This is a genomic window from Pseudomonas sp. DWP2-2, assembly GCF_049897065.1.
Taxonomy (GTDB): domain Bacteria; phylum Pseudomonadota; class Gammaproteobacteria; order Pseudomonadales; family Pseudomonadaceae; genus Aquipseudomonas; species Aquipseudomonas paracarnis.
Genome location: NZ_JAFCVN010000004.1, coordinates 532,746 through 556,287 on the forward strand (window position 1 = coordinate 532,746; position 23,542 = coordinate 556,287).

14 protein-coding genes and 1 pseudogene are annotated in these 23,542 nt (G+C 61.3%); 4 read left to right on the forward strand and 11 right to left on the reverse strand.

What is annotated here, in order from left to right; all coding sequences use genetic code 11:
- Positions 1-5 precede the first annotated feature (5 nt).
- The 7 genes from ACP7CZ_RS12615 to ACP7CZ_RS12645 all read right to left on the reverse strand — a co-directional run bounded on the left by ACP7CZ_RS12615 (position 6) and on the right by ACP7CZ_RS12645 (position 6,193).
- Positions 6-1,028: an ABC transporter permease gene (locus tag ACP7CZ_RS12615; RefSeq protein ID WP_034125731.1), complete on the reverse strand. Its 1,023-nt coding sequence runs from the start codon at positions 1,026-1,028 to the stop codon at positions 6-8.
- On the reverse strand, positions 1,028-2,086 hold the full coding sequence (locus ACP7CZ_RS12620; protein ID WP_057977451.1) for a microcin C ABC transporter permease YejB: 1,059 nt from the start codon (positions 2,084-2,086) through the stop codon (positions 1,028-1,030). The genes ACP7CZ_RS12615 and ACP7CZ_RS12620 overlap by 1 nt, the downstream gene beginning before the upstream one ends.
- On the reverse strand, positions 2,086-3,945 hold the full coding sequence (locus ACP7CZ_RS12625; RefSeq protein ID WP_089042565.1) for an extracellular solute-binding protein: 1,860 nt from the start codon (positions 3,943-3,945) through the stop codon (positions 2,086-2,088). The genes ACP7CZ_RS12620 and ACP7CZ_RS12625 overlap by 1 nt, the downstream gene beginning before the upstream one ends.
- Before the next feature lie 129 nt (positions 3,946-4,074).
- Positions 4,075-4,356, reverse strand: coding sequence for a peptidylprolyl isomerase (locus tag ACP7CZ_RS12630; RefSeq protein WP_034125729.1), 282 nt, complete (start codon positions 4,354-4,356; stop codon positions 4,075-4,077).
- Between the two features lie 107 nt (positions 4,357-4,463).
- Positions 4,464-4,958 carry a DUF1543 domain-containing protein gene (locus ACP7CZ_RS12635; protein WP_089042566.1) on the reverse strand — a complete coding sequence of 165 codons (495 nt, stop codon included), beginning with the start codon at positions 4,956-4,958 and terminating at the stop codon, positions 4,464-4,466.
- A gap of 144 nt (positions 4,959-5,102) precedes the next feature.
- On the reverse strand, positions 5,103-5,585 hold the full coding sequence (locus ACP7CZ_RS12640) for a copper chaperone PCu(A)C (RefSeq protein WP_054896538.1): 483 nt from the start codon (positions 5,583-5,585) through the stop codon (positions 5,103-5,105).
- Positions 5,585-6,193, reverse strand: coding sequence for an SCO family protein (locus ACP7CZ_RS12645; protein WP_034125726.1), 609 nt, complete (start codon positions 6,191-6,193; stop codon positions 5,585-5,587). Before ACP7CZ_RS12645 ends, ACP7CZ_RS12640 begins: the two co-directional genes overlap by 1 nt.
- Before the next feature lie 181 nt (positions 6,194-6,374).
- On the opposite strand from ACP7CZ_RS12645, the gene ACP7CZ_RS12650 reads away from it, so the two are divergent.
- The 3 genes from ACP7CZ_RS12650 to ACP7CZ_RS12660 all read left to right on the forward strand — a co-directional run bounded on the left by ACP7CZ_RS12650 (position 6,375) and on the right by ACP7CZ_RS12660 (position 10,390).
- The gene (locus tag ACP7CZ_RS12650; RefSeq protein WP_294156925.1) at positions 6,375-6,758 is read left to right on the forward strand and encodes a DUF2946 domain-containing protein; all 384 of its coding nucleotides are present in this window, start codon (positions 6,375-6,377) and stop codon (positions 6,756-6,758) included.
- 62 nt (positions 6,759-6,820) lie between these two features.
- Positions 6,821-7,366 (forward strand): putative natural product biosynthesis protein, encoded by a 546-nt coding sequence (locus ACP7CZ_RS12655; protein ID WP_054896537.1) that lies wholly within the window; start codon positions 6,821-6,823, stop codon positions 7,364-7,366.
- 129 nt (positions 7,367-7,495) lie between these two features.
- Positions 7,496-10,390, forward strand: coding sequence for an RHS repeat-associated core domain-containing protein (locus ACP7CZ_RS12660; protein WP_294156928.1), 2,895 nt, complete (start codon positions 7,496-7,498; stop codon positions 10,388-10,390).
- Positions 10,391-10,444: 54 nt separating this feature from the next.
- Here ACP7CZ_RS12660 and ACP7CZ_RS12665 read toward each other — a convergent pair.
- The 4 genes and pseudogenes from ACP7CZ_RS12665 to ACP7CZ_RS12680 all read right to left on the reverse strand — a co-directional run bounded on the left by ACP7CZ_RS12665 (position 10,445) and on the right by ACP7CZ_RS12680 (position 22,882).
- Positions 10,445-14,875 (reverse strand): annotated as a pseudogene (locus ACP7CZ_RS12665) (SpvB/TcaC N-terminal domain-containing protein).
- On the reverse strand, positions 14,872-19,551 hold the full coding sequence (locus ACP7CZ_RS12670) for a neuraminidase-like domain-containing protein (protein ID WP_089042571.1): 4,680 nt from the start codon (positions 19,549-19,551) through the stop codon (positions 14,872-14,874). Before ACP7CZ_RS12670 ends, ACP7CZ_RS12665 begins: the two are co-directional and overlap by 4 nt.
- A 34-nt stretch (positions 19,552-19,585) precedes the next feature.
- Positions 19,586-22,222: a Tc toxin subunit A gene (locus ACP7CZ_RS12675; protein WP_089042572.1), complete on the reverse strand. Its 2,637-nt coding sequence runs from the start codon at positions 22,220-22,222 to the stop codon at positions 19,586-19,588.
- A 183-nt stretch (positions 22,223-22,405) separates the two neighbouring features.
- Positions 22,406-22,882, reverse strand: coding sequence for a hemerythrin domain-containing protein (locus ACP7CZ_RS12680; protein ID WP_003191732.1), 477 nt, complete (start codon positions 22,880-22,882; stop codon positions 22,406-22,408).
- A 299-nt stretch (positions 22,883-23,181) separates the two neighbouring features.
- Here ACP7CZ_RS12680 and ACP7CZ_RS12685 point away from each other — a divergent pair, with 299 nt between their 5' ends.
- Positions 23,182-23,388 (forward strand): hypothetical protein, encoded by a 207-nt coding sequence (locus ACP7CZ_RS12685; protein WP_003191730.1) that lies wholly within the window; start codon positions 23,182-23,184, stop codon positions 23,386-23,388.
- Positions 23,389-23,542 lie beyond the last annotated feature (154 nt).

A 23,542-nucleotide genomic window follows, 5' to 3' on the forward strand; every position in this document is an offset into this window, starting at 1 on the left:
GTCACTCATGAGCGGGGGTCGAAGGCATCACGCAGTGCCTCGCCGATAAACACCAGCAACGACAGAATCAGCGCCAGGGTGAAAAACGCCGTCAAGCCCAGCCACGGCGCTTGCAGGTTCTGCTTGCCCTGGCCGATCAGCTCGCCCAGGGAGGCGCTGCCGGCGGGCATGCCGAAGCCAAGGAAATCCAGAGCGCTCAAGGTGGATATCGCCCCGGTCAAGATAAATGGCAAATAGCTGAGGGTCGCGGTCATGGCGTTGGGCAGGATGTGCCGGCGAATGATCTTGCCGTCGCCCAGGCCCAGGGCGCGTGCGGCCTTGACGTACTCCAGGTTGCGCCCACGCAGGAACTCGGCGCGCACCACGTCCACCAGGGCCAACCAGGAAAACAGCGCCATGATCCCCAGCAACCACCAGAAGTTCGGCTCCACAAACCCCGACAGGATAATCAGCAGGTACAGCACCGGCAGGCCAGACCACACCTCGAGGATGCGCTGGCCGAGCAAGTCCACCCAGCCACCGTAGTACCCCTGCAACGCCCCGGCGGCAATGCCAATGACGGCGCTGATGGCGGTCAGGGCCAGGGCAAACAGGATCGACACCCGTGCACCAAAGATCACCCGGGCCAACACATCGCGGGACTGGTCATCGGTGCCCAGCCAGTTCACCGCCGACGGCGGGCTCGGGGCAGGGCGGGAGAGTTCGTAGTTGGGCGTGTCATCGCTGAACGGAATCGGCGGGAACAGCATCCAGCCGCCATCCTGCTTGATCAGCTTTTGCACGTAGTCACTGCGGTAGTCCGCCTGGAACGGCAACTGCCCACCGAACTGCTGCTCGGTGTAGCGCTTGAACACCGGAAAATACAGCTCGTTCTTGAAACTGAGCACCAGCGGCTTGTCATTGGCGATCAACTCGCCGCCCAGGGTCAGGATAAACAGGCCGATAAACAGCCACAGCGACCACCAGCCACGGCGGTTTTTCTTGAAGCGTTCGAAACGCCGGCGAGCCACGGGAGACAGGTTGAGCATCAGGCGTTCCTCGCGGCGAAGTCGATACGCGGGTCCACCAGGGTGTAGCACAGGTCACCGATGAGTTTTATCAGAAGGCCGAACAGGGTGAAGATAAACAGCGAGCCGAACACCACCGGGTAGTCGCGGGACACGGCCGCCTCGTAGCTCATGCGGCCCAGGCCATCGAGGGAGAAGATCACCTCGATCAGCAGCGAGCCGGCAAAAAACACACTGATAAACGCCTGGGGAATCCCCGAGATCACCAGCAACATCGCATTGCGGAACACGTGACCGTACAGCACCCGGCGTTCGCTCAAACCCTTGGCGCGGGCGGTGACCACGTATTGGCGGGTAATTTCATTGAGGAACGAGTTCTTGGTCAGAATGGTCAAGGTGGCAAAGCCGCCGATCACCAGCGCCGTTACTGGCAGTACCAGGTGCCAAAAATAGTCGGCGATTTTGCCCACGGTGCTCAGTTCGGCGAAGTTTTCCGAGACCAGCCCGCGTACCGGGAACCAGTTCAGCGAGGTACCGCCGGCGAACACCACGATCAGGAACATCGCAAACAGGAATGCCGGCATCGCGTAACCGATGACGATGGCCGTGCTGCTCCACATATCAAAGCTGCTGCCATGGCGCACGGCCTTGCGTATGCCCAAGGGTATCGACACCAGGTAGGTGATCAGCGTGGCCCACAGGCCGAGGGAAATCGTGACGGGCATCTTTTCCAGGATCAGGTCAGTTACCGTTGCGCCTCTGAAGAAACTGTTGCCGAAGTCCAATTGGGCATAGTTCTTGAACATCAACCACAGGCGTTCCGGCGCGGATTTGTCGAAGCCGTATTGTTTTTCGATGTCCTTGATCAGCTTCGGGTCCAGGCCGCGACTGGCTCGCGAGCCGCTGATGCCTTCGCCGGATGCGCCGGCTACACCACCGCCACCAATGCCTTGCAGGTGAGCGATGGCTTGTTCCACCGGCCCGCCGGGCGCGGCCTGCACGATCACGAAGTTCACCAGCAGGATGATCACCAGCGTCGGGATGATCAGCAGCAGGCGCCGTACGATATAGGCAAACATCAGTGGGCCTCTCCGCGTTTTTTCAACTCAGCCTGCATTTGTTCGTTCGTCAGCGGGGTGGGGCTGACTTCCCACCAGGTTTCCAGGGCTTCGTCGTTCTTCGCCTCGATGGCCGGGCGCCCGAAACGGTTCCACCATGCGGCGGAGGTGCCCGGTGGGTAATAGTTGGGGATCCACAGGTAATTCCATTGCAGTACGCGGTCCAGGGCGTGGGCATAGGTGAGCATCTTGGCCTGGGTGTCAGCCTTGACCAGGCCATGGATCAGGGTATCGACGGCCGGGTCCTTGAGCACGATGTAGTTATTGGCGCCCGAATCGAACGCGGCGGCAGAGCCGAAATAGTTGTACAGCTCCATGCCGGGCGAGGTGGTGACCGGGAAACCCGTGACGATCATGTCGTAGTCGCGGGCCATCAGTCGGTTGACGTACTGCGAGGAGTCGATGCGGCGAATATTCAGGGTGATGCCGATCTGCGCCAGGTTGCGTTTGTAGGGCAGCAACAGGCGCTCAACGCCGTTCTGGACGTTGAGGAAGGTGAACTCCAGCGGCTCGCCCTGGGCATTGACGAGTTTGTCGCCCACAGGTTTCCAGCCGGCGTCTTCCAGCAGGGCCAAGGCTTGCAACTGTTTGTCGCGGATCATGCCACTGCCATCGGTGACCGGGGCCTTGAACACCTGGGTGAACACCTCGTCGGGAATCTGCCCGCGCAGGGGTTCGAGGATTGCCAGTTCTTCCGGGGTGGGCAACTGGCTGGCGGCCAGCGGACTATTGGAAAAATAGCTCTGCTGTCGGATGTACAAGTTGCGCATCATCTGCCGGTTGGCCCATTCAAAATCCCACAACATCGCCAGGGCCTGGCGCACGCGGCGATCCTTGAATATCGGTTTTTGCACGTTGAACACATAGCCCTGGGCCGGCTGCGGCATCTCCTTGGCCAGGTGCGCGCGCTGCAGGCGGCCATCGTCCAGGGCCGGGCCGTTGTAGCCGATGGAGTAACCGGTGGCGGAGAATTCACGGTTGAAATCATAGGCGCCGCCGCGTAGCACTTGGCGGGCTACTTCGGTGTCGCCGAAGTACTCCAGGCTCAGGTGATCGAAGTTGTACAGGCCGCGGCTGACCGGCAAGTCCTTGCCCCACCAGTCGGGGTCACGGGTGAAGGTGATGGTGCTGCCGGAGTCGATCTTGCTGACCTTGTAGGGGCCGCTGCCCAGTGGCGCTTCGTAGCCGCCGCCGTTGGCAAAGTCGCGGGTCTTCCACCAGTGCTCGGGGAACACCGGCAAGGTGGCGATATCCAGGGGCAGGGTACGGTTTTCGTTGCTGGAAAAGTCAAAGCGCACCTGGCGCTCACCTTCGACCTCGACGTGCTTCACGTCGGCAAATAGCGTGCGAAAGCGCAAGCTGCCTTGGGTCATCAGCACGTCAAAGCTGTAGCGCACGTCTTGCGCGGTGATGGGCTTGCCATCGGCAAAGCGCGCCTTGGGGTTCAGGTAGAAGCGCAGTGACAGGCCATCGTCGGCGCGCTCCATCTTTTGCGCCACCAGGCCGTAGACGGTGTAAGGCTCATCCAGCGAGCGCAACGCCAAGGGCGCATACACCCAGCCGTCGACCTGGGATACGCCGATGCCTTTGTCGATATACGGCAGCACATGGTCAAACCGCCCCACCTCCAGCGCGGAACGCCGCAGGCTGCCGCCCTTGGGAGCGTTGGGGTTGGCATAGTCGAAATGGCTGAAACCTTCGGCGTATTTGGCGGGCTCGCCGTACACCGTCAGGTAGGTTTGCGGGGCTGCGATCACCGCAGTGCTGGCCATTAGCAAGGCCAGGGTGGAACAGAGCAGAGATGAAAAAGCCAATCGCATTATCAGCCTTGAGCGCCGGGTAAGAGTCATAAGGATTTGTACGCTAACGGCCTGGGCATCGCCAGTCATCAGATGCACAACGGCCCACCAAAGGGCGGGCCGTTGTTTATAGCATCAGCGCGGATTGAATCAATCCTGGCGGCTGGTGACTTCCAGCAGGTGGTAGCCGAACTGAGTCTTCACCGGGCCTTGCACGGTGTTGACCGGGGCACTGAAGACCACGGTGTCGAATTCCTTGACCATCTGGCCTGGGCCGAACGAACCGAGGTCACCGCCCTGGCGGCTGGATGGGCAGCTGGAGTTGGCTTTAGCGATTTCTGCGAAATCAGCGCCGCCTTCGATTTGGGCCTTGAGTTCGTTGCACTTGTCTTCAGAGGCAACGAGGATGTGACGGGCGGTGGCTTTGGCCATGGTGAGTAACTCCTAGAGTAAAAAACGGTGAGCGTACCGGATTCAGGCGGTTATTTCTCGGCAAAGTTCCACTGGGTTTCAGCCGGCACTGTTTTCGCCGTGAGGATTCAAGGCAGCACAAGGTAGTCGTTGCGCTGCACGATCGGGCGGTGCGCCGCTTGCACCAGGTGGATATAGCGGCCGTCCACCAGGTCGATGGGCAGGCAGTCGTCGATATCCAGCACCGCGTCGGTATGGGCCTGGGACCAGTGGCTGAGCATCTGCTGCTTGCCTTTGCCCATGGCCTCCTGTTTGTTACGGGCGACCACCAGCAGGTAGTGATGGGACTCGCCAAAGCTATTGGCTTCGTAACCGCCCAGGTTGATGAAGTACAGGCGGAGTGCATCGCCGTGGGGCGCCAGGTGGCTCAGTTCAACCTTCCAGCCGTCGACGCCATCGACGGCCATCCATGAATCGATGTGTACGCCTTTGGGGCTGCCGAACCAGGCGTCGCGTAATTGCGGGTAGGTGGCTTGCAGGGTGCCCGCCACGGCGAACACCACATCGTGTACTTCGATCCTGGCCCGCGGGTGCTTGCCCCCGAGCATGACGACAAACAGCATTACCGATGATTCCTGGGGAGGGCGGCCTGACAGCCTATCTGATCACTCCCGGCAATCAAGCTGTGGGAGATTTTATGGTTGAGGGGCAACCCTCAACCAACGTTACCGGGGAGCAGAGCAAGCGCTGCAGGCTTGTTTGCGCAATCAATGCATCTTGCTATGGTCCATCTTGCTGTGGTCCATGCCATCCAGCCCACGCGCCGTCGCCTTCACTTCGACGGCCTGCTTTTCACCCTTGGCATCTTCTACCGTAAGGGTCAGTGGTACCTGGTCGCCTTCCTTGATCTGGCCGGTCAGGCCCATCAACATGACGTGGTAGCCGTTGGGGTCGAGCTTGACGGCTTTGCCGGCAGGCAGGGCCACCGAGCCCACCGGGCCCATGCGCATGACGTCGTCCTTCATGCTCATCTCATGAATCTGCACGTCCTTGGCCACTGGCGATGCCACGCTCAACAGTTTGCTGTCGCTGTCGGCTGTGAGGGTCATGAAGGCGCCACTGGACGGTTGGCCCACTACGGAGGCGCGTACCCAGGCGTCAGTGACTTGTACCTGGGCACTGGCGTGGGCAGCGAGGCCCAGCAGGGTTAGACCGAGGGTGAGACGCTTGAGGTGTTGAACGGCAGTCATTAGCAGACCTCCATGACGGTGAGCAGGTCTTCTGCGCACTCTTGAGCGGTAAGGGATGCCTGCAAGCCAAGGCGCAGGTTGCCACGGGTGTCGAACACGAAACTGGTGGCGGTGTGGGAGAGGGTATAGGTGTCGCCGGCGGGGATCTTTTCATAAAAGATCCCGAACTCCTTGGCGGCCACGGCGATTTCTTCCGGGGTGCCGTAGAGCGCTTCGAAGCTTGGGTCGAAGGCCTTGACGTAGTTGTCGAGAATTTCGGGGGTGTCGCGCTCGGGGTCCAGGGTGATGAACACCACCTGCATGATCTTGCCATCGCGGCCCATCAGCTTCTTGGCCTGGGCGGCGCGGGCCAGGGCTGTCGGGCAGACGGCCGGGCACTGGGTGAAGCCGAAGAACACCACCGGCATCAGGCCGCGGTACGAGCTCAGGGTGACGGTTTCGCCGTCGGTGTTCTTGAGCTTGAAGGTGCGGCCCATGATCTTGTCACTGAGGTCCTTGCCGTACTTGAAGTTCAGCTTGGGGCTGTAGTCACAGCCGCCCAGCAGGCTGCCCAGGCCCAATAGGCCCATGCCGGTCAGCACTTTGCGGCGGGTGAATAACGTACTCATCAACTGTGCATCCTGTGAAACGCCTGTAGGGCCGTGGAACTGCTCCGCCAGGCTTTGAAAAGGAGTAACGAGAAGGGTGCAGAGTCTAGCAACCCTGGCCGGCGCGCGTAATCTGCGACGTTCTGCCACAGGGGCGCGTCGCATTGCGTCCTTTTATGGCTTCGGTGGTAGAGTCGCCGCCATGAAATTGCGCCACTCTGACCGCTCACTGATCGCCTGGGCCCTGTACTTCTGCGTGCTGATGAACCTGTTCGCCTGCGGTTTGGGGCATGGCCAGATGATGGGGCAGCAGCTCAACGGCATCGGCGGGCTGTTCTGTTCGGTGGACGGCGGGCAGTCGCCAATTTCCGACAAAGGGTTGGCGAACCCGTCCTCCAGCAACATCTCGAACTACTTTGCCTGCCCGGTGTGCAACGCGGTTACCGTTGCCCTGGTGTTTCTGATCGGCCTGGCCTGGCTGCTCGGCCTCACCCAAGCCCCGGGTGTCGCCCATGAGCGGCGCAACAAGGCGCCGCCGCGCTATTCCTGGCCCTCGGCCAACCCCCGCGCTTCTCCCGCATCCTGACGTGTGCCTTGGGCTTCCTGTAACCAGGAGGCATTCTCTCGTCACGATTGTGAGAACACTCTATGAACCCTCAATTGCCTGCCGGCGCCGGCCGCCTGGTCAGCAAGGCGTCGCGGCGCCTGCGTGCGCAACCGGCGCTGTCTGATTACCCGAGTAATTCGCGCTGCTTCGTGCACCTGGATGCACGCCTGCTGCCTCACTGGCATACCTTGTTCGACATCTGCCCGGCGTTGCTCAAGCTCGACCCACCGGAGGGCTTGAACCTGTTTCGCGCCTTCATGACCTGGGCCTATCGCAACCAGCCGCCGCTGGACTGGACGTACCATCTGAACGTATGCCGCTGGTTGCTGAGTTCGACGTACCGCACGCAGGTCGATGAGGAGCCGATCGAGGCCTTCATGGCCGCCGCTGCTGCGCGCTGGGTGCTGACGGATGACAGCCCGGCGGCAGGCATTGTCTTGAGCTGGCGCGATTGCACCCTGTTCGACTGGAAGGGCCACCCTTCGATAGCCGCGCCGCGACCGGCATTGCCGCCGCCCGCCTGGGATTTTGCCTGGTCCCCGTTGGGTGCCCAAGGTGCTTTCAGCGGTTGGCTGCCGGTGCCATGAAGCGCCGCGTCCGGTAAGCCTCACGACACCCTCGGAAGCGCCGCACACTGCGCAGCGTGCGGAGCCCGCAGGCTGGCACCGGCTTGATGACTAGGCTCTAGGCTTCTTTGGTTTCCAGGTCATCAGGTTATGTCTTCTTTGCATCACAACACGCCCACGCTGACGGTGGTCGACCCGCGAGGGTTGACCGTGCGCAGCGTGGCGTACCATCGCAATACCGCGCAGCAATCACCCAGCGCGCAGGTCACGCGGCAGGTGTTCGACGCTCGCGGCCTGTTGCAGCAACAGTGGGACCCCAGACTGTTCGAGTTGCACGCTGCCGATCCCGACGTGCGGCCCAATCTGTCTCATCGTTATAGCTTGGGCGGGCAAGTGCTGAGCACCGACAGCGTGGATGCGGGCCGTCAGACGCGCTTGCTCGGCAGTGGCGGCCAGGTCGTGCAACAGTGGGACAGTCGAGGCACGCGCCAGCGGTTCGAATACGACCCGTTGCTGCGCCCCGTCGCGGTATTCGAGCGCGCGGAGGAGGCGGCGGCTGAACGCTGTGTCGAGCGCATGAGTTACGCGGGCATGACGTCCACGGAGGCGGCGCGCAATCGCTGTGGGCGCATGATTCGTCACGATGACCCGGCAGGCACGTTGCTCGTTGAGCGCTACGACGTGCAAGGCAACATCACCGAGCAAACCCGGCGCCTGTGCACGTCGCACACCGCGCCCGACTGGCCGCTGCCCGTGAGTGAGCGGGATGCACAGTTGCAAGCCCAGACCTTCACCACCACCTGGCAGCACGATGCGCTGGGGCAACGCCTGGAGCAGGTCGACGCGCGCGGCAATCGCCAGCAATCTCAATACGGTGTCGACGGCCAATTGACGAAAAGCGAGATCCTGTTCAAAAGCGGAGCGCGCAAGACCCTGGTGGATCAACGCAGCGTCAACGCCTCGGGCCAGGTGTTGAGCGAACGCTTGGGTAATGGCGTGCTCAGCGTTGCCGAGTATTCGGACACTGATGGACGTTTGACACGCTTGAGCGCCCACCTCAAGGATTCGGCAGGCAAGCGACTGCAAGACCTCTTCTACAGCTACGACCGGGTCGGCAATGTGTTGCGCATCCGCGATGCGGCGCAGCCGACCCGCTGGGCCAGCAACGTGCAGGTGGAGGCAGTAAGCACATTCGAATACGACAGCCTGTCGCGATTGATCAAGGCCACCGGTCGTGAAAACGCGCGCAATACTGGCGCATCCGCACTGCCGGGGCGAATCACGTTCGGCGCCACAGACGACAATCTCTGGGGCAACTACACCCGCCACTATGCCTACGACTCGGCCAGTAACCTGACTCAGATGCGCCATGTGCCCAGCACCGGCAGCGGTTATACCCAACGGATGCAGGTGGGCGAACACAGCAATCACAGCGTGATTGCCCGCGAGGGCGCAAAGGCGCCGGGCCTGGGCAACGGCTTCGACCAAAGTGGCAATCTCCAGGCACTGGCGCCTGGTCAGGCGTTGACCTGGAATGGGCGCAACCAGTTGGTTCGCGTTGCGCAGGTGCTGCGTGACAATGGCGAACATGACGATGAGGTGTATCTGTATGACGGCACCGGCCAGCGAGTCATCAAGCGTCGCGTGGCACATGGCAAGACGCAGACTCACACCCATGAAGTGCTTTATCTGCCAGGGCTGGAGCTGCATCGCCACGGGCCGGATGGCGAGTGGTTGAACGTGGTGCTTGCTCCGGGCGGGCGGCATTCGGTCAGAGGGCTGCAGTGGGAGCAGCAGCGCCCCGACGAGATGCAGGACGAGCAACTGCGGTTCAGCCTCGACGATCATTTGGGCAGCGGCACTCTGGAGCTGGACGAGGCAGCCGGCCTGTTGAGCCAGGAAAGTTATTACCCCTTCGGCGCAACTGCCTGGTGGGCGGCAAAAAGTGCCTTGGAGGCGAACTATAAAACCCGACGTTATTCGGGCAAGGAGCGCGACGCCAGCGGGCTGTATTACTACGGCTTCAGGTACTACGCGCCGTGGTTGTTGCGGTGGATCAGCGCTGACCCGGCGGGGGATGTGGATGGGCTGAACCTGTATGCGATGGTGGGGAACAACCCCATGGGTTATGTAGACGAAGACGGTTTGCAGCGCCGCTCGATGCTGGAGGTGGTGACGGTTCTGCTCCTGGTGTTGTTGATCGGGCACGGAGTAGGGGTAGAGATAGGCTATAGGGCTGAACTGGCTTATTTCGGGCTGATTTCAGGTGTGGTGGGCGTGGCGCTTTACGCGCTTCAGCGATTAGGCACCACTGACGTTCAGCGCAGAGCGTTCTATGAGCAGTCCGTAACGGTCGGTGCGCAAGAGCTGGGCCGCAGACAGGGCGCTACCGAACATGAAGTCAGCGAGTTGGCGGAATTTTTCCTAGAACACCGTCTGGCTACCGCTGACACTAAGAGTCTGTCCTACGGGCTGACCCCGGCAGCGCGGGGCGGTCTTTATGGGTACGTTGGGCCCACCGAGCATCGGGACCGGGCTGAAACAGCCTCACGAACGGAGCGTAACCCTAGCTTTACGCTTGCCAGGTTGGGGTTTGTAGGCATAGAACTGCGCGCCCCGGCACGCAAAGTGGGCGCCAGCCCGCTGCCAGCGGCTGGGCTGACCCATACCGAAGTACAGCCGCAAACCAGGGTCACGAGCGTGGGCCGCAGAGGCTCCGCTTCTGAGGTGCCCGCCGCGCAACCGGTAAGCCCGGGACCTTCCTCCGGGCTGGTGCCTGAGCCCCTCGAGATTGACGTCACACCTATTCAGAATGAATTACATGGCCCGGGAGGTGAAATTCTCAGAAGGGTGATTGGTCGGCTGGAAGACCGCACACTGGATTTTCATACCGGCCATGCCATGGCGGGTGGGCAGAATGTCCGCAGTTTTGACTTGCCGCGTTATCGCGGGCAGCGCGGTCGTGGCGCCTATCGGGTGATGATCCAGCACATCAGTGGGCTTAACTATCGGGCGGTCAGGGTGATGGACCCTCACCGCCGTTAATACGCGCAACGTCAGGCCAAGGAGCGCGGGCCGTGTAACGGCCCGGCTCTGTTGTCAGGCCGGCGCGTGCGTGTCGTTTTCGTCTTCAGCGATGCTGTACCAGGCGTGGTAGGTCTGGCGCCGCGTGTCGCCATTGGCATTGAGCACGCGTACCGGGCGCCCCAACGCGTCATGAAAGTGCTGCTCGCTGGGACGCAAGGTGTTGAAGGCCGCATCGTCGATATAGCCGGCACGGTCGGTAAAGTAAGGTCGCCAGGTGCGCGCCAGGCAACCCTGATTGTCATACTCCACACGGCCGCTGATCCGCCAACGGCGAGTGGCATCGGTTGGCTCGGCACCCGCGCTCAACATACCGGCGTCATCGACTGCAAAGGCCGGGCCCGGTTGCGCCTTTTCCTGGGTTTGCCGCACGCGGCCAAAGCCGTCGCTGAAGGCGAGGGCTACCTGGATCTGCGCCGTTTGCGACGTGCCTTGCCAATGGTCGGCGTGCAGTACCACGACGTGCACCGGCACTTGCCTGGCCGCCTGAATCAGGCGCTTGAGGGTTTGATGATGGGGGAGCGCAGCGCTCAGGCTGTTCAGGCGTGCCAACGCCGAGGCACGAATATGCCCGCTGGGCAGCAGGTAACCGTTGCTTACCCATTGCGCCTGGATGCTGGCGGGTGGAATGCGCCCCATCCAACTGAACACGTCGTAGAAGCACGCGCTTTGAGCGTTGAGCAACGCCGCCTTCGGATCAGTCAGGGCCTGCGCCGGGCCCGTATCGGGCGTGCGGATGAAGGGTGTAGGGGCGTCATGGCCCACGGGCTTTCCTTGCTCCTCACCCTTGAGGCCGGTCGCCAGCAGCTGCCCGTGGGCGTCGTAGTGCGCGTAGCGTTGTGTACGCTGTGCGTCAGTCACCGTCACCGGCAGGCCAAGGCGGTAGTCGTACTGCGCCTGGGTCGTGCAGCCGTCCGCCAATTGCACTTTGATGATGTACAGCCCATAGCGGTCGTACTCGGACTGCGTGAACCCATGGCTCAGGCTTGCCTGATGCCGACGAGGCCGATAGAACATTTCGGCCTGGCCGTAGCGGGTGTAACCCTGGCCGAGGGACCACAGGGTGATGGCCTCGTCCTGCCCGGGGTTCGGTGACAGGAACGCGGCCATGGCCCGATAGTGCTGTGCACTGAGCGTAGCAGTGACAGTGCGGCCCTCATATACCTCCAGCGCTTGCTGATCGAGTTCGGCCGTCTCGATATAGGCAGGCAGCGCCTGAAAACTCGCGGTGCCGGCCGGCAAGGGTTCGGTGTGCTCCGCCACGCAGTAGTGCTGCACCGACAGCCCCCCCAGCCTGCGTTCGGCCGCTGTTCCCAATGGATCGGACGGGCCCTGCGCGATGAAGTGTTCATAGCTTATTTTTTCAATCGCTAACGCCTCTTTGCTCAGCACCAGCACGTTGCTTCGTTGCTGGTAGGGCAAGTGCAAGCGCCAGCGCTGCGCGGCGTCCAGGTGAATGAAGCGGGCACGGGTTTCGTTGAGGTAATACGTCTGCTGCGCTGAGTCGTGTGCGTCACGCCACCACTGCTGCTGGTGGGCTGGCCCAGGCGGTGGGGAGTCGCTGGCTGTCCTGCGACGGGCATAGTCGACCACCACGCTGTGCAGATTGCCGGCGTAGCGGTCCCAGCGCAGATTGAGGATGTGCCGGCAGCACGGGTCGTCCGGTTGGCGCTCGTAGCGACAGGTCAGCGACTCCAGCAACAGTGGCAGCAGCACCGCCGGTTCGCCGGCTTTGGCCGACGGGCTTAATTGCCGTATGAGATAGCGCTGTTGCTGCACCGAATACGGCACTGCCTGTGGTGGCGAATCGGCGGCGGCATACACCTCTTCACGCAGCAGGCTCCCCGCCAATGCACGCTGCATCGCGCGGCGGGTGGTTGCGACGGGCGTGGCGATCAGCGTGTCTCCTGTGCGCCCGGCCTCCAACTGGCCCAGCAGGGTTGGCCCCAGCGCGGGCGCCTGTGGGTCGCCCGGGTAAAAAGCCTCCTGCGAGGGCTCAAAGGTGTGGAACCAGCGTTTGGTCAACACCCCAGGCTGCGCATCGGCCGTAGGGGGTTGCTCGGTGTGCAACACCAGGCCAAAGCCGAGGAACTGGCGCTCCTCACGGTCATAGCAGGCTTGCCGGTAACGAAAATACTGGGTGGAGCGGTTGCCGCTGACCAGGTCCTTTTGCTGTTGCCGCTTGACCACCTGCACTGGGAACGCAAGGCTACTGCCTTGGGGCACTCCCAGGGTTTGCCCGTGCTGTTTTTCGTCGAGCCATTCCTGGGCGCTGCTGCGGTAGCTCAGCTGGGTGGTGGCCCCCCGGTTGTTGAGCGTGGCGGTTAACAAATACGGTTTGAGACTGACGAAGTCATACCGCCAGTGCTGGGGGGTCATGTGCGGCACGCTCAGGATCAGGCTGGAACAGCCCAGACCTTGAAGGTCGGCAAAGCTGACCTGGCACGTCGCGTCATGGCGCACGCCCTCGGGCCAAGGCAATGTCAGTGGCTCCGATGCCAGCCCGCTGCCGGCGCGGTTCATATAGATCTGTACGTGTTCAGGCGCCAGGTAAATCAGGTCCATCGCGCCTGAACCATCCAGGTCGGCGAGGCGAATATAGGCGGCATCGAAGCTGGCGTGGTCGAACGCCAGTGTGGCGAAGACAAACCCTTTGCCGAAGCGTCCACGGCCGAGGTTGGGCCAGCATTTGATTTCGTTATGGCGGATACGCACCAGGTGTTGTTGGCCGCTGCCCAGGGGGTCGCAAAAGGCGATCAATTCAGCCGGCGAATGGCTGAGGGTGGGTAGCCCCTCATCGTCGGGCGCATGGCGCACCTCCTGGCCAGGATCAAACCCGCCGTCCTGGCGATGAGCATACAGGCGCACGCTACGGCTGCCGATCAAGGCCAGGTCCAGCCTCCCACTGCCCATCAGGTCGGCCAGTTGCCCGTGGGGATGGAAAAACTCCTGGGGCATCGCCGCAAAAGGCACGAAACCCGACCATTGCCGCTGCGAGTCGAGGCTGAAAAAACCACTCAGCCCCGGCTGCGCCACCACCCATTCCAGATGCCCATCGCCGTCAAGATCCGCCAGTGTCTGGCGCGTGGCTTGGACGGTATCGGCGAGGGGGATGCGTGGCAGGGCCTGCCATGGACCATAGATCAGCGCATTGCTGCTGGCCGGGCCGGGGGCCCTGAGCGGCTCGCGGTAGTACCAGCTTTTATCGGTGCGGTGCAGGATGCCCGGCAAGCCGTCGCGGTACAGGTCCACCAGTTGATAATGCTGCCCATCGTTGACGCCCGCCATGGCGTCGAACGCTTGGTAGCGCGCGGCGTCCAGCGTCGGCACGAAGGCGCTGTAGGCCAGTTCCAGGGGCGGCCAGGCACTGGCGTTCCCCTGGGCGTCAAAGGCCTGGTTGTGCACGGCGTTCAGGCAACTGCCGATGGCGTGGCGATGGGTGTACTCCAGCAACAGACGCCGCGTCAGCACCGGCTCGGCGCCCAGGCTCGGCTCGTCGGGGAAGTAATGAAACATCAGCACTTGCTGGCACCGCCGCAGGGTGCCGAGTTCGAAGCCATAGGCATAACTGCTGATCGGGTCGTTGCGGACCGGCCAGGCGTGTTGTTCGGCATAGGTCGGCACTTGGCTCAGGCCGGTGTGGCGTTCGCCATAATCCAGCAGCAGTTCGAAGTGCCATTGCTTGTCAGCGAGGGCGTCCGCGCGCCACAGCGCCAGGTGCTCAAGGGGCTTGAGGTTGCCGTAGCACACCCGCGCCAGATAACGCTGGGCGCGATAGTCCCTGGCGGCGCTTGGCGGCTGGTCGTCGTGTTTGTAGTGGTAATAGATCTGCTCACCCAGGGGGTTGAGGCTTTCCTGCAACAGCCATTGGGCAACACGTAGATCGTCGTTCGGGTCTGCACAGCGCGCGATCAGAGTCTTGCCGAACAGGTGCACGCAGCCGTCGGCCCCCTGAACCAACCAGAACCCGGCCTTGTCGCTGTCGCAAGATCAATGCTCGATACGGTCGAAGCGCGCTTCTATCACCGGAAAATAGCGCACCACTCGGTGGGATTCACCCAGGGCCAGGCCGTTATAGTGGTTCCAGGTCGTGGCCTGAATTTCGCCGTCGGCATCACGCTCAGGGATCATGTCGATGCCTTGGGGGCTGATGAAACGGTCGTCATCACCGTAGGCCGGTACGCCTTTGCGGGTATCACGACTGATGGCGCCTGCCGACATCGCCCAGCCGAGGCCGAAGGGCCCGTTGCCTAGGGCGCTGCGATAACCCAGGCTCAGGGCCGGCGTGAAGCCACGGCCCGGCGAAATGGGCAAGGGCACCTCCAGGCACGCCTCACCCCGTGTGCCCACGGCGCCCCATTGCGCGCCGGGGCCCTGGATGGCGCCACCGCCCTTGGGCAGCGCCGGAATCTTCGGTTCCAGGAGTTCGGGCGGCTGCACGCTCATCGTTGACCTCCGGTGTTTTTAGCGGTGTAGCGCAGGTGCACGATGATATCGGTGAGGGATTCGAGCAGAGCGTTTTGCCGGGCATGGTTGGGAAAGGTCAGTTGCCAGGTGGAGATCGCTCCTGTGTATTCGAACGGCAGGTAACGCTCGTCGCTGTCGAAGTTCAAGGTGAACAATCCGCTGTCATTGAGCCCGCTGGACAGGGCGATTTGCTGTTTGGCGCGCAGGTCTTTTTTTACCGCGGCTTCGGTGTGTCTGGTCGCGGGGGTGACGTGCGTGGTATTGGCGGTTTGGGTCAGGATGGCCTTGATGTCTTCATAGGGCCCCAGCGTGGCGGGCAGGGACACACTGACGTGCTTGATACGCCGCAGGTAATGGCCTGGGTAGTCGTCGTCAAACAGCTTGAGGGTCAGTTCAAAGGTCAAGGTGCCGGTTTTTACCAGGTCGGCTTTAAGCGCGGCCCAGGGCATGTCGCGCGTGGCCATCGGGTCTTGGCTGTGCAGATGGCGCAGCGACACGGTTTTAGTGATCTCCAGCAAACGTTCGTTGTGGGTGACGTAGGCGTTACTCATGCTCAGTAGATTTTGCTTGAGCGCTTCGCCGGCGCTGAAGCCTCGATATTGATGGGTCCAATGCTGGGTTTGAATGAAGTGCTTGTCCCACTGAGCCCGTTCTTCCTGCCAGCAGGCCTCGGCCGCCAGGCACAGCGACAGGGTCGAGTCATAGGCTTGGTAGTAGAAAGTGGAAAGTTGGCCATTGAGCCATTGATACAGTTGGGCGTTGGTAAAGCGTTTGCCGAGCTGGTCGTACAGGCTTCGTGCCTGGGTCAGGCTGGTCTGGGCCAGGCCCAGTTGCAAGCGGGTATGGGCTTGCTGTTCGGTATAAGCCTGCAGTTGGGCGTCGACCTGGGCCAGCTCAAGGCGTGCCTGTTCAAGCGAATGGGCCCACTCGGCGGCGCGTCGGGCAAACAGGTCGGTGCGGTCCAGGTGGGCAGCGTTGGCGCGCTTTTCATTGGCAATGCCTTGGGACGCCGCGTGCAGGGCGTGAAAAGCGCCCTCGTAGCGCACGCCGCCGTTGGAGGTGCCAAAAATATTCGGTATCAGCATCGCCAGCCCCGCGCCGGCTTGTGCCACGGCGGCGGCGGTGTCCCAGCGCGCACTGTCCTGGTACTCCTGGGTGGCCTGGGCCTCGGCCGGGCTGATGCCTCGCTTGAGCTGCTGTTCGAAGAACGCCACCCGCGCTTCGACCATGCGGCGTCCTGCCAACAGCGCCTCCTGGTTCCTCGCATCGAACTGTACGGCCTGGGCCTGTTGCTCGACGGCCAGCCTCGCCAAGTCCCAGGCTTGCTGCTGCTGGGTTTCCAGGTACTGGGCCTGCTCTTTGCGTTCGAACAACGACAATAAGGTCGTCCCCAACTGGATCAGGTTGTCGACCGCTTGCAAGGCGTGTCCCAGCAGCACCTGGAAGCGATAGTGCGCGGCCTGGGCGGTGCGTAGGGACGGGCGCAGGCTGGCGCCGACCGCCCCTTGCTGGTACGCGGCAAGCAGCGTTTGAGGCGTCAGGGTCGCGGCGTACAGCGGCAGACTCAAGGGTTTGCCGGTCAGATCCAGGTGATGGCGCAGGTTGTGCAGGCGAGATTCGATCTTGTCCCAGCGCAGCAGCAAATCAGGGCTCAGGGACCGACACAGCCGCGAGGTGCCCGCAGGTACTGTCGTGCTGTCGAGCGTGGAAGGGTTTTGCAGTTTGTCCAGGGTCGTGGCTGCCCAGGGATCGACCGGGTTGAGCGGCGGCCTTGGCCCGAGCAAGCCCTTGACGCGGATGTACCACAACTTGGCGTCGGCCAGGCCGTCACGGGTCATTTGCCGGTAGGCCGCATCCCCGCGATTGAGCAGGATGTCGACGTACAGCAGGTACAGCGCCTGACGAAAATGTACCGCGCTGCTTGTCGCCAATGGGTGGGACACGGACGAGACGTCGTGGCGTTGTGGCGCACTGGTAAGCAGCGCAGGCAGGCGCCAGAACCCGGATGGGTGTACGGGATCGAACACGTAGCGTATCCACGTTTCGGCCTCGGCGTATTGTTGCTCCTGGTTCAGGCGTTGTGCCAACAGCCAGGGCAGGTAAAGAAACAACTCCCAGTAATAGGTGCCATGGGGGCCGTGAAAGTCCAGGGGACTGGGCTTTTTCTCGCCTGGCAAGGGCGGCTCGCGCCAGGCATCCGGCGCCAACGCAAACAGCTCATGCAAACCTGCGCCCGCGGTTTTTGCCAGCAGCCCGGCCACGCAGGTGTTGGTGCGTATGGGCGCTCGTTTGTTTTCAGGCTTATCGAGAGACTCGATAGTGGACCCGCTGAAGTCGATGAACTCTGCCGTGCCATAGGGCGGGGTAGCGAGTCGCCGGATAAACGGAGCCAGTGGAATGATGGGGGTGCTGTTATCGGGCGGCAGGGTGAAAGTCGCGGTTTTCAGCGCGTAGCCCAGGATGATGGGGTCGGGGTAATGCACATCGCTTTCCAATAGCAACACGCCGTGAATCAGCGTCAATGTGGAAGCCGTCGTGTCAGTGGAGTCCTCGTCGTAGGGGTGCAAGGTCGAGGGAGAGAGTTCGATCTGCGCCTCAAGCGTGTGCGTTTCGGAGAGTTCAGTGAACGTGTCGCGCAGGGTGCGCCGAGAGGCGTCTGCCAGGCCGACGAGTACCGTGTTATTGCGGTGAGGGCTTTCCGGTAAAGCGCTGTGTCCCTGTCTGGGATACATCAACACGGGTTTGTACAGGCGTTGTTTCTGCTGGACCTGGACCTTGTCCAGTACCAAGTCGTAGGCATGGCTGCTGGACTCCGCTTGATTGTTGTAGAACGAGAGAATGACGGTATAGGTGGCGTCCGGCGTATTGAAAAAATAATCGAAGGCTTCTTGGCTAATGCGTTGGTCGCGCAGATTGAATGTCGCGCTTTTCGGGGTTTCTTGATCTTTTTCAATCTGCGGCAGGGTAAAGGTCGTCGGCTGATTCGCTGCATTTTTTATGAATTGGGCATAGCTGACGCCGGTCTCGTTGCACTTGAGGGTCAAGTCGATGCGCACGTTGGAGAAGGTTGCCAGCCTGGCGCTCTCCAGGAAAATCTCGGCGGTGGGGCCTAACGCCAGCATCTCGTTCTGGGCAGGACCGCTGCTGCTGAGGGTGATGGTCAAATTGGCCATTGCGTCTGCCTTGCTGAACCTGACAGTGCGGTGCGGTTCGAAGCGTTTCGCCAGGCGGGTGGTGACCTCCAGTACTGACGTCGTTCGGTTGAACCGGATATCGCTCTCAGCCGAAAGACTGCGGATATGCTGTTGATTGTCTTCGTAATTCCAGCCATGGGTGGTGCCATGGGGCGCATTGTTGGTCAGGGAGTGAACTTTGACCTGGACCGTTTCGGGCGCCCTGAATTGAAATCTTGACCTGTTGTGGTGCCCGAACAGGGCCTGGTACCGCCCGGCCAGTTCAGACTCTTTATGCCAGGAGAACATCCGCCGAGTGCTGCCCAGAGTTTCCAGCCAATGGACGTTGAAGTGCTGATCCAGCCGTACCGCTTGAAAGAAATGCCGATGCACGCCGTTGTGCGAGGAAGCCGTTTGATGGTTCGGCTGTGCGCTCAGGCCCAGGAACAGAGACGGCGGTTGGCTTTTTGAATCGAGTACGGCGATGGACGCAGTGGCACTCATCAAGTCTTCCGAGCTCAATTCGTCAAGGCCCTGTGCAAGGCTGTATTCCTGAATGCAGGCCTGCGGCACGCTCCAACTGTCATCCAGTTTTTTATAGGAAAAGTACAAGCGCAACTGTAGATAGGTGGTCTTTATCCGGGTTTCCAGCCGTTGTTGGTATTCCCTCTCCGATTCGACATCACCTCGTCCAATCGGGGTGATGTCCCTCGACGACGACGTCGGGTTGATGCATTGGGCCCACACCACGAAGAGGCGCCCGTTGAACACCACCGGGCGAATCGTCTGTTCGGGGACGTTATCGTCAATCGACAGCGGGATCTTTTGCCAGGAGGACCAGGCTGGCGGAGTGGCCGCGTCGCCCGAGGCCATTTTCAGCGTGCGCCAGTAATAGGTGTTTTCCGGACTGGACTTGCCGGTGAAGTAATAAGTGCTGCTGGCAAAGCTGTCTTTATCACCGTCGATATAACCATTGAGGGTCTTGATGTTGGCAAGTGCTTCGAAGCGGCTGAGGTAACTGTGGACGGCTGTCTGCAGCGGCGCAGGCTCGATGCGAAATTGGTTGAGCTGGTTCTCCAGTTGCCTGAAGTTGTCGCTTTTGTCATGGCGCAATGCAGGGCTCAGGTAGGTGGCCGGGTAGTGCTGGAGTTGCTGGTGGGCACGCCACAGTGAATAGGACAGCAACTGGTCTCGCCACTCGGTCTGCTCGTCAGCGCTCATGCCCTGTTCGTCGTAGCCGGGCTCCAGGCCCAGGTAAATGCCTGTGATGTACTGCTGCAGGCTGGCAATGGCGCTGGCGATACGGGTGGTGGGCACCGTATGGCTGACCTGGGGGTCGAGCAGCCAATAGGTATAGATATCGTCTACGGTCTTGACGGTATCGGCCACTGCCGTGTCTTCAGGCAGCACGCTGTTGAGGTAGAACCCCAGCATCGCGTCGCGCAGGTGTTCGTTGAGGTGTTGGGTGAGGGTGTCAGACATGGTCATTCCTTGAACCAGGCGAAATACAACGGGGTTAGGGGGTTGTGGCGATCAATGCCGAGCCAACGTGTTGCCAGTCTTCATTCATCAAGGTGGCATGCAGGTCGGCAGCCTTGAGCAAGGCGCTGGCGGAAAGGCCGGTGAGCCTGACGGCTTCATGGCAACGCAGGAGCCAGTCCAGGTCGGCCAGGGTCCTCACCTGTTTGGCAGGCAGAGATTCAACGAGCAGGTTGATTTCATCGACATCCCACTTGAGCAATGCGGCCAGTTGCGAGGTGCAAGCCCCATTGTCAGTTATGGCGGAGCCTTCGACGGAGGATGAATTGGCGCATTGTAAATAGGCGAGCACGCTGTCCTGGGCCAGCCCGTAGGTGCTGAGGCAATGGGCAAAGCGTTGCAGCAGGTACAGCGTGCTCAGCGTCAGCTTGAGCAGCGAGGCCGCGGTGTGGTCCGGGCTCAGCCAGTGCGGATGGAGCACGAAGGTCTGCAAGGCCTCACGACTCACTGCCAGCCCCAAGGACACTTCGGCATCCGGCAGGCTCAGCAATACATTTTTGTGCAGCTCCGTGGTGGATTCGGCAGTGGCGGTTCGGGCAATTTGTCGAACCACGAGTTTGCGCCATTGCAGGTACGCGGCGGGGTCACCGGCAAGGTGTGAGGGAGCGTTGAGCAGCGTGTCGATTTTTGCTTTCAGCGGCTGCATTTGTTGGTAGAACGCGCCCAGCTTCTTGGTCACTGCCTGTTTGGCATCGCTGTGCAGAGCCGTGTTGCGTTCTGGGTCGAGGCTCAGGGTCTGGGCTTCGATAAGCTGCACCAGCCCATTGGGCAGTTCTTTGGGCGGCGCGGGCTTGAGCAGCGGTTGGCTGTGCAGCAGCCCTTGTACGATAAGGGCATGCCAGGCAATGGGCGCCGCTTTGGTGTCAGGCTCGGGCTGGGGCAATGACAGGTCAGCGAGGTCTTCTTGCGCCAACAGGCCATGGCGGGTCAGTTCGATTACCTCATCGAGTTGGGTGATGTACGTCTGCACGTGGGGCGGTGGGGATTGGGCATCCAATAGCAATTGGCGGCGAAGCTGATCAACCGTTTGACCCGTGTCGTTGAGCCAGCGGACCAGCCAGTCCATTTGCATCAGCACATCGAGCAGGTCGGCAGGGGCATTGACGCCGGAGCGACGCAGGCTCGGGTTGACCAGTTGTGCGGTGTAATCCTTACCGCCCAGCAGCGCCGCCACATGGTAGCTGTCGAGCACTGACAGCCCGAACAACCGCGCGATACGGGTTTGGCGATACAGCGCGCTATAAAACGTAAGCGTCGGGCAAGAAGCGGGTAGATGCAGGCGGGCCTGCTTGATCAGCCAGTGCAACGAGGCTGGGGTGTCGCTCAGGTGCAGGCCGGTGCAGAGCTGGTGGCGCAGGGTTGTCGGGATTTCCTCCCTCAAGGCCAGGGTCGGCCTGTCCAGGGTCAATGCCTGGCCTGGCAACGGGCCGGGATTGAACAGCTGGTCGTACAGCGACAGACGAGTGCCGGGTGCCCACACCGGTATCTCATCCAGCACGGCGGCAAAGGCTTGCAATGACAGGCTGTAGCGGCGCTCCAGATAGCGATAGACGCCCAGTGCGCGCAGGGTATTGTCGTTGGCGGGCTGCGCCGGGTCGCCCTCGTGTTCACGCCGCACCACGCTCGTCGACAGGGCGTCGAGTGCGTCGAAGGGCAATTGCGTCCAGCGTTGCAGGCGGATCATTCGGTGCAGGCGCTGATAACGTTCCCATGAGGTATTGAGCAGGCGCGCACCATCCTTGTCCTGCGCATTGATCGACAGGGGCGACTGGGTCGCGCCGGCCTCGGTGATCGGCCCGTTCACGTACGCGGCACCGTTGTGCAGGCGCAGCTTGGCCGGCGGCGTTGGCAGGGCGCTTGCCAGAACATTGCTCGACAGCACCGGCACATACTTGCCGCAGGCCAGTAGCGCTTCGGTCTGATCGGCGGTGAGTCCGGTTTTCTGCAACCAGTGGGACAACTCCTCAAGGGGCTGCTCCTGGGTACCATAGTGCTGGGTAAAAAAATCTTCTGCCTGTACGTCTCCCGTTCTTATTAACAAAGGCTCGATCAATAACACCTGCTGGGCAGGGCTCAGCCCGGACAGCAAACGTTGCGCTTCATAGGCCTCGTGCCGGACCACGCCGTAAGTGTTTTGCGCGCGCTGGCTGGTGGGCAGCTTGAGGCTGATGCGGTAACTGAGTTCGCCCAATTGTGGCTTGCCGCCGGACAAACCGAGCCAGCACTGGCGATGCGCGCGTTCGAACGGCAGCACGAAGGGGAAGCGTTGCCTGCCGAGCACCTCATCAAGGGAGCGGCCGCGGTATTCACGGCGGGTTTGTTTGAGATGAGCGTCGATCTGGCGGGACAGGGTTTCGTTGATCATCGAGAGTTGAGGAATCACAGCGCTGAGGCCGCGTTCGTCCAGGGGCAGTGTCTTGAGTTCGGGGCGTCGCCGGTCGAGGGTGATCTTGGGCTGTTTGCCTTTACCGCTTTTTTCCAGCGCTTGGGCAAACAGGTATAACGCCTTCAGGTAGGCGATCGGGGAGTCGATTGCCGCCATGGAAGAGGCCGAACACAGCAGGTGCCAGTCCTCTTTGAACAGGTGGGTATAGGTGGGGGAGTGCGTGTCCATTGTGATGAATCTCCTGAAAGCCCCCGGCCACTGCCAAGGGCAATGGCACGCTAGCATGGGGCGCCAGGCCGGCTCGGTCGGCCGGATCGCTGAGTGAGCGAGGAGAAATCATCGGTGCAAATCGATAGCGCGACAGGGCCTGTGGGGCACTGTCGCGCGAACCTTGCTGCGAGGAGGTAGCCGTTACGCCGCCAGCGGTTTTTTCGCCATGGCTTTTTTGTGCGCGGCCTTCATCGCTTCCATCTCGGCCCCCAGCTCTTCGAGCAGCGCTTTACCCAGCAGTTTCTTGGCCTGAGGGAACATCTCGGTTTCTTCTTCTTCGATATGGTGCTCAAGCAACTCCTTGACCACTTTGACGCGACCGGAAAACTCGGTGGACGAGGGGTCGGTTTTCTTCAAGTCCGGCAGTACCAGCGAGTCGACGGTACGGTGCTCTTCCTTGGCTTCGTGGTACATGATGTCCTGTTCCTTGCCACCAGCTTTCCTGAACGCGGGGTAGAGGATCTCTTCTTCGAGTTGGGTATGCAGGGTGATCTCCATTTCGAGTTTGGCCAACAACTCGGTACGCTTTTTTACCCCGCGTTCAGTGGATTCGCTTAACTGGGTCAGCAGGGTCTTGACGCGTTCATGGTCGGCTTTGAGCAGGTCGATGGCATTCATAGGTAACCTCACGGGGGGTATGCGGGCGTGTCGAAGTGCACGCCTCGTGGTGAGGAAGGTTGCATCAGGCGTACCAACTTTTATGGTTAAAAATTATCTTGTAAATCAGTTGGTTGTATTTTTCTGTGTGCTTGGTGGTCGTGCAGCTTGCATGGTCGGGCCGCGTTGAGATTGCACAACGCACAACCGGTTGCTGACGCTCCAGCGCAACGGGCGGCCCTAAAGGGTGGCCAGGAAAATTCTAATGGAACCCTTGGGGCATCTGCTTGACCTAACGCTTAGACTTCAGGAGGTGAATCATGCAAATTGAATATATCTGGATCGTATTGGCGGTGGTTCTGCTGCTCTTGGAACTCTGGGCGATCAATATCGTTTTGCGCAGCACTGGCGGATGGGAGACCAAGGGGTTGTGGGTCGTGGTGCTGGTGTTCGTGCCGCTGCTGGGGTTGATTGCGTGGGCGATGTTCGGACCCAAGCGTGAAATGGCGCAGCAGCGTAAAAGCTGAAGCGGTGAGTGATAAAAAACAGGCGCCCCATGGGCTAATGCCAGTCAGTTAAGACAGAATCGGTAACTGTGGCGAGGGAGCTTGCTCCCGCTGGGGCGCGAAGCGGCCCCAAAAATGGGACTGCTACGCAGTCCAGCGGGAGCAAGCTCCCTCG